Origin of the sequence: Xanthomonas sp. LMG 12460, assembly GCF_009192895.1 — a bacterium.
GTDB lineage: Bacteria > Pseudomonadota > Gammaproteobacteria > Xanthomonadales > Xanthomonadaceae > Xanthomonas_A > Xanthomonas_A sontii.
The window spans coordinates 1-5361 of the sequence record NZ_NKUH01000145.1 but is presented as its reverse complement, the minus strand read 5'-3'; the positions used below and the strand labels follow the sequence as shown (position 1 = coordinate 5361).

The 5361-nt window shown below is 70.1% G+C and carries 7 protein-coding genes; 4 read left to right on the top strand and 3 right to left on the bottom strand.

Features of this window, described 5'->3' with window-relative positions; all coding sequences use genetic code 11:
- Both CEK66_RS20745 and CEK66_RS19990 read right to left on the bottom strand, forming a co-directional pair.
- Window positions 1–282: hypothetical protein (locus CEK66_RS20745; RefSeq protein WP_226978699.1), on the bottom strand; the 282-nt coding region annotated here is incomplete at its 3' end.
- A gap of 38 nt (window positions 283–320) precedes the next feature.
- On the bottom strand, window positions 321–896 hold the full coding sequence (locus CEK66_RS19990; RefSeq protein ID WP_017909518.1) for an RNA polymerase sigma factor: 576 nt from the start codon (window positions 894–896) through the stop codon (window positions 321–323).
- Between the two features lie 164 nt (window positions 897–1060).
- On the opposite strand from CEK66_RS19990, the gene CEK66_RS19985 reads away from it, so the two are divergent.
- The gene (locus tag CEK66_RS19985) at window positions 1061–1372 is read left to right on the top strand and encodes an NAD(P) transhydrogenase subunit alpha (RefSeq protein WP_017909519.1); all 312 of its coding nucleotides are present in this window, start codon (window positions 1061–1063) and stop codon (window positions 1370–1372) included.
- A 104-nt stretch (window positions 1373–1476) separates the two neighbouring features.
- Complete coding sequence (locus tag CEK66_RS19980; protein ID WP_223875681.1) at window positions 1477–2946, top strand: NAD(P)(+) transhydrogenase (Re/Si-specific) subunit beta; 1470 nt, start codon at window positions 1477–1479, stop codon at window positions 2944–2946.
- Window positions 2947–3120: 174 nt separating this feature from the next.
- Here the strand turns inward: CEK66_RS19980 and CEK66_RS19975 are convergent, their stop codons facing one another.
- Window positions 3121–3540, bottom strand: a complete 420-nt coding sequence (locus CEK66_RS19975) for a hypothetical protein (protein WP_150410383.1) — start codon at window positions 3538–3540, stop codon at window positions 3121–3123.
- Window positions 3541–3645: 105 nt separating this feature from the next.
- Here CEK66_RS19975 and sufT point away from each other — a divergent pair, with 105 nt between their 5' ends.
- Both sufT and CEK66_RS19965 read left to right on the top strand, forming a co-directional pair.
- Window positions 3646–4197 carry a putative Fe-S cluster assembly protein SufT gene (sufT, locus tag CEK66_RS19970; protein WP_017909071.1) on the top strand — a complete coding sequence of 184 codons (552 nt, stop codon included), beginning with the start codon at window positions 3646–3648 and terminating at the stop codon, window positions 4195–4197.
- 109 nt (window positions 4198–4306) lie between these two features.
- Window positions 4307–5361, top strand: a 1055-nt coding sequence (locus CEK66_RS19965) for a branched-chain amino acid aminotransferase (RefSeq protein ID WP_152238049.1), incomplete at its 3' end; no start/stop codon positions are given.

The window sequence follows — 5361 nt, the reverse complement described above, 5'->3', positions numbered from 1 at the left end:
CCGCGCCCGCGAGGCGCTGCAGAAACATCTGGAGGACGTCCGATGACATCCGATCGCACCCGCCCGGCGGATTTCGACACGCAGATGCGCGCCGTCCACCAGGCCGGCTTGCAGGCACTGCCCGCGCCGACCCTGGCGCGGCTGCGCGCCGCACGCCAGCAGGCCAGCCGTGCGCACGCGGCGCCAAGCCGGCGCTGGGGCTGGCTGCTGGCGTGCGGCGCGCAGCCGCGCCAGGGTCGGCGCGGGCAGTGCCTGCAAGCCGGCCTGGTGGACGGCGCGCATCTGCGTGTCGAAATCCGCCGGGCGGGTGCGATCGGATGTCATCGGACGTCCTCCAGATGTTTCTGCAGCGCCTCGCGGGCGCGCGACAGGTGGGTCTTTACCGAGCCTTCCGAGCAGCCCATCGCGCGTGCGGTGGTGGCCACGTCCAGCTCTTCCAGGACGCGCAGGGTGAAGGCCTCGCGCTGCCGCGCGGGCAGCGCGCGCAGCGCCGTCACCAGCCGCGCATGGGTCTGCCGACGCTCGTGCTGCTCGGACGGATTGGGGCCGTCGTCGGCCCAGTCCGGCGGGCTGTCCGCGTCACGCTCGCTGGTCGGCGCCCAGAAGCGCAGGCGGAAGGTGCGGCGGCGCTGCAGGTCGATGATGCGCCGGCGCAGGATGCTCCAGAACAGCGGCGTCCATTCCTGCGCCGGGCGCTCGCGATAGGCCAGCAGCTTGATCATCGCGTCCTGCACCGCGTCCAGCGCGTCCTCGCGCTGGCGCAGTCCGGCTTCGGCGAAGCGGAACGCGCGCGGCCCGATCTCGGCCAGGAACGCGTCCAGCGACGCCGGCAGCGGGCGCTGTTCGGTGTCGGCATCGGTCGATGGCGGTGCGAGGGCGGGCGTGCTCACCAGCACAGCTTAGCTTCCAGCAGGGGGATGCCGTGGTTAACGCGCGGTGGCGGGCGTGGTTGACCGGCCCGGCCTGGCGGCCTTTGCGCAACCGCATGCCGGCATCGCACAGCGGTTCAGCACGCGGTTATGATGCGGCGGACGGGCGCGGCGCCCGGGAGAATGGTGCGATGAGCGACGGGTTCGTGGCCTTGTACATCTTCATGCTGGCGGCCATCGCCGGGCATGTGATCATCTCGCGGGTGCCGGTGATCCTGCACACCCCGCTGATGTCCGGTTCCAACTTCATCCACGGCATCGTCCTGATCGGCGCGATGGTGGTGCTGGGGCATGCCGACACCACCCTGGAGAAAGCCATCGGCTTCGTCGCGGTGCTGCTCGGCGCCGGCAATGCCGCCGGCGGCTATGTGGTGACCGAGCGCATGCTGGACATGTTCAAGTCCAGCAAGCCGGATGCCTCCAAGACCAAGGCGAAGGATTGAATGCGCGGCATCGGCGCACCGCCGCGGCGCTGGCCGTGGCCGTCCTGCTGGCACTGCTCGGCCTCGCGCCGGGCGTCCTCTCGTACCTTCTGCCACTCGGGCAGATGTCCTTTTTCGGAGCACGCGTGCTGATGGAACTGTTGCCGATCCTGATCAAGAGCAGCTATCTGGTCGCCGCCACCCTGTTCCTGCTCGGCCTGCAGCGCATGGCCTCGCCCAGGACCGCGCGCAGCGGCATCCGCTGGGCCGGTTTCGGCATGCTGCTGGCGACTGCCGCCACCTTCCTGCTGCCGGGTCTGCACAACCTGCCGCTGATCGTGCTGGCGATCGTGCTCGGCACCGCCGCGGCGTGGATCTCCGCCAAGAAGGTGGCGATCACCGACATGCCGCAGATGGTCGCGCTGTACAACGGCATGGGCGGCGGCTCGGCGGCGGCGATCGGCGCAGTGGAGCTGCTGCGCTTCTCGTTCCTGATGCGCCGCGATACCACGCACTGGAGCGAGGCCGCGATCGCCGCGCTGGCCGCGCGCCAGCCGGATGCGACCACGCTGGCGCTTGCGGTGATCGGCTCGGCGATCGGTGCGGTGTCGCTGTCCGGCTCGATCATCGCCTGGGCCAAGCTCGACGGGCGCCTGGACAAGCGCGTCACCTTCCCCGCGCAGCAGGCGTTCAACCTGCTGGTGTGCGTGGCGATGCTGGGCGTGGGCGCCTGGGCCGCGATCAGCCTGAGTCCGCTGGCGATCGTGCTGTTCTTCGTGCTGGCGCTGGCCCTGGGCGTGCTGATGACGCTGCCGATCGGCGGCGCCGACATGCCGGTGGTGATCTCGCTGTACAACGCCTTCACCGGCCTGGCGGTGGCCTTCGAGGGCTACGTGCTCGGCAACGAGGCGCTGATCATCGCCGGCATGATGGTCGGCGCGGCCGGCATCCTGCTGACCCGGCTGATGGCCAAGGCGATGAACCGGCCGATCCGCGGCGTGCTGTTCTCCAACTTCGGCGGCGGCGGCCAGGCGCAGGCGATCGCCGGCAGCCAGAAGCCGATCGAGGCCGGCGACGTGGCGGCGATGATGGCCTACGCCGAGCGCGTGGTGATCGTGCCCGGTTACGGCATGGCGGTCGCGCAGGCGCAGCACAAGATCTGGGAGTTGGCGCAGCGGCTGATCGAGCGCGGGGTCAAGGTCAAGTTCGCGATCCACCCGGTGGCCGGGCGCATGCCCGGACACATGAACGTGCTGCTGGCCGAGGCCGGCGTGCCCTACGACCTGATCGCCGACATGGACGACATCAACCCCGAGTTCGCCAGCACCGACGTGTCGCTGGTGATCGGCGCCAACGACGTGGTCAATCCGGTGGCCAAGACCGACCCGGCCAGCCCGATCTACGGCATGCCGATCCTGGACGTGGTCAATTCCAGGAACGTCATCGTCATCAAGCGCGGCAAGGGCACCGGCTTCGCCGGCATCGAGAACGCGCTGTTCTATGCCGACAACACCCGCATGCTGTACGGCGACGGCGCCGAGGCGGCCGGCGCCCTGGTCAGCGAACTGAAGGCGCTGGATGGCGGCGGGCATTGAGCCGTTGCGGGCGGAGTGGCGGGGCAGGAGTGACGTAGCGAGCGCAGGGCGCAGGAGCGGCTTCGGGCGCGCCTACAAAAACGATGCGATTCATGGCCAAGGCGGATGATCGGGGGGTGATCAGGCGGCAACCATCATCGCCACCCAGCGGCGTCCGCCGCGCTCCGGCCGTGCTCAGCGCGCGCTGAAATACGCCGTGGCCACGCCGATGCCCAGCCACAGCAGGTCGCCCGGGCTGTTGGCCAGCAGGGTCAGGGTCCAGGCGTAGTGGGCGCCCATCTTCAGCGACGAATCCCAGACGTTCAGGCCCAGCCCCGCGCCCATCTGCGCGGCGGCGATACCCCAGTTGGCGGCGACGATCACCAGCACCGTGGCGCTCATCGCCACGGCGATGCGCAGCGGGCCGCGCGGCAGGTTGCCCAAACGCAGCATCCAGGCGATCTCCAGCGCCACCACCACGGCCATCCAGCCGGCCTGGCGACCCAGCGACAGCGCCACCAGCAACCAGGCGATCAGCGCGGTGAAACAGCCCATGGCGAGCAGCAGGGGCCACAGCCAGTGCGAGGGCCTGGCCGGCGTGGAGGAAGGCGGCATTCGATGTTCCCGGAGAAGGCGTACAGGATACTTCCGGCGCGCGCCCCGCGCACTCGGATAAACTGCACGACTTGCACCGGCGGGGCCTGGCCCCATATCGCCCCCATGTACTCACGCAGCAGCGAACCTGTCCAATTCGAACGCGATTGCGCCGCGGTGATGGTGCCGCAGGGCGACGCGGTGACCCTGCCCGCCGGCAGCTACGGCTATATCACCCAGGCCCTGGGCGGCAGCTACACGGTGTTCGTGGAGGGCAATCTGTTCCGCATCGCCGGCAAGGACGGCGACGCCATCGGCAAGGAGCCGCCGCCGGGGCTGGAGCTGCCCGAGGACGCCGGCGACGAGCAGGTCGAAGCCCTGATCTGGCAGCAGTTGCGCACCTGCTTCGACCCCGAGATCCCGTTCAACATCGTCGATCTGGGCCTGATCTACGACGTGACCATGCATGCGCGCGAGGATGGTCAGCGCACCGTCGAGGTCAAGATGACGCTGACCGCGCCCGGCTGCGGCATGGGCGAGATCCTGGTCGACGACGTGCGCAGCAAGCTGGAAATGATCCCGACCATCGCCGAGGCCGACGTCGAGCTGGTGTTCGATCCGCCGTGGGGCCGGCATATGATGTCCGAGGCCGCGCGCCTGGAAACCGGCATGCTCTGACCCGCGCGCGACGCCTCGCGCGTCGCGACGGAGCCCGATCGGGCGCCGCCGCTGCCGTCGCCACGACGCTGCGGCCCTGGCCATCCCTCGACTACCACAGGAATTCCCGGTGTCCGCTACCGAGCCGTCCACGCAGTTCCGCCTGACCCCGTCCACCGCCGCGCGCAGCGCCGAGGCGCGCGCGCAGATCCTCGCCGCGCCGGGCTTCGGCAACTATTTCACCGACCACATGGTCGCCATCGAATGGAGCCGCGAGCAGGGCTGGCACGACGCCGCAGTGCGCGCCTACGGCCCGCTGGCGCTGGACCCGGCCGCCTCGGTGCTGCACTACGGCCAGGAGATCTTCGAAGGCATCAAGGCCTACCGCCATGCCGACGGCTCGATCTGGACCTTCCGCCCGGAGGCCAACGGCAAGCGCCTGCAGCGCTCGGCACAGCGCCTGGCGCTGCCGGAGCTGCCGGTCGAGCTGTTCGTGGAATCGCTGCGGCAGCTGATCGCGGTCGATGCGGCGTGGGTGCCGTCGGCGCCGGAAACCAGCCTGTATTTCCGTCCGTTCATGATCGCCAACGAGGCCTTCCTGGGCGTGCGCGCCGCGCAGAAGGCCGGCTACTACGTCATCGCCAGCCCGGCCGGTGCCTATTTCGCCAAGGGCGTGGCGCCAGTGGCGATCTGGCTGTCCACCGACTACGCGCGCGCCGCCAAGGGCGGCACCGGCGCGGCCAAGTGCGGCGGCAACTACGCCGCCTCGCTGCTGCCGCAGCAGCAGGCGCAGGCGCAGGGCTGCTCGCAGGTGCTGTTCCTCGATCCGGTCGAGGGCAAGTACATCGAGGAACTGGGCGGCATGAACGTGTTCCTGGTGATGCGCGACGGCAGCCTGGTCACCCCGGCGCTGTCGGGCAGCATCCTGGAAGGCATCACCCGCGACAGCATCCTGCAACTGGCCCGCGACCGCGGCATGCAGGTGGTGGAGCGGCAGGTGAGCATCGACGAGTGGCGCGACGGCGTGGCCTCGGGCGAGATCGCCGAGGTGTTCGCCTGCGGCACGGCCGCGGTGGTGACCCCGATCGGCCAGCTCAAGGGCAAGGACTTCGCGGTCGGCGACCTGACCGCGCCCGCCGGCCCGGTGACGCTGTCGCTGCGCCAGGAACTCACCGACATCCAGGA

What these genes read in the sequence shown, in the direction of transcription:
- CEK66_RS19985 (WP_017909519.1), top strand. Translation starts at nt 1,061, where the DNA reads ATGAGCGACGGGTTCGTGGCCTTGTACATCTTCATGCTGGCGGCCATC.
- CEK66_RS19975 (WP_150410383.1), bottom strand. Translation starts at nt 3,540, where the DNA reads ATGCCGCCTTCCTCCACGCCGGCCAGGCCCTCGCACTGGCTGTGGCCC.
- CEK66_RS19980 (WP_223875681.1), top strand. Translation starts at nt 1,477, where the DNA reads ATGTCCTTTTTCGGAGCACGCGTGCTGATGGAACTGTTGCCGATCCTG.
- sufT (WP_017909071.1), top strand. Translation starts at nt 3,646, where the DNA reads ATGTACTCACGCAGCAGCGAACCTGTCCAATTCGAACGCGATTGCGCC.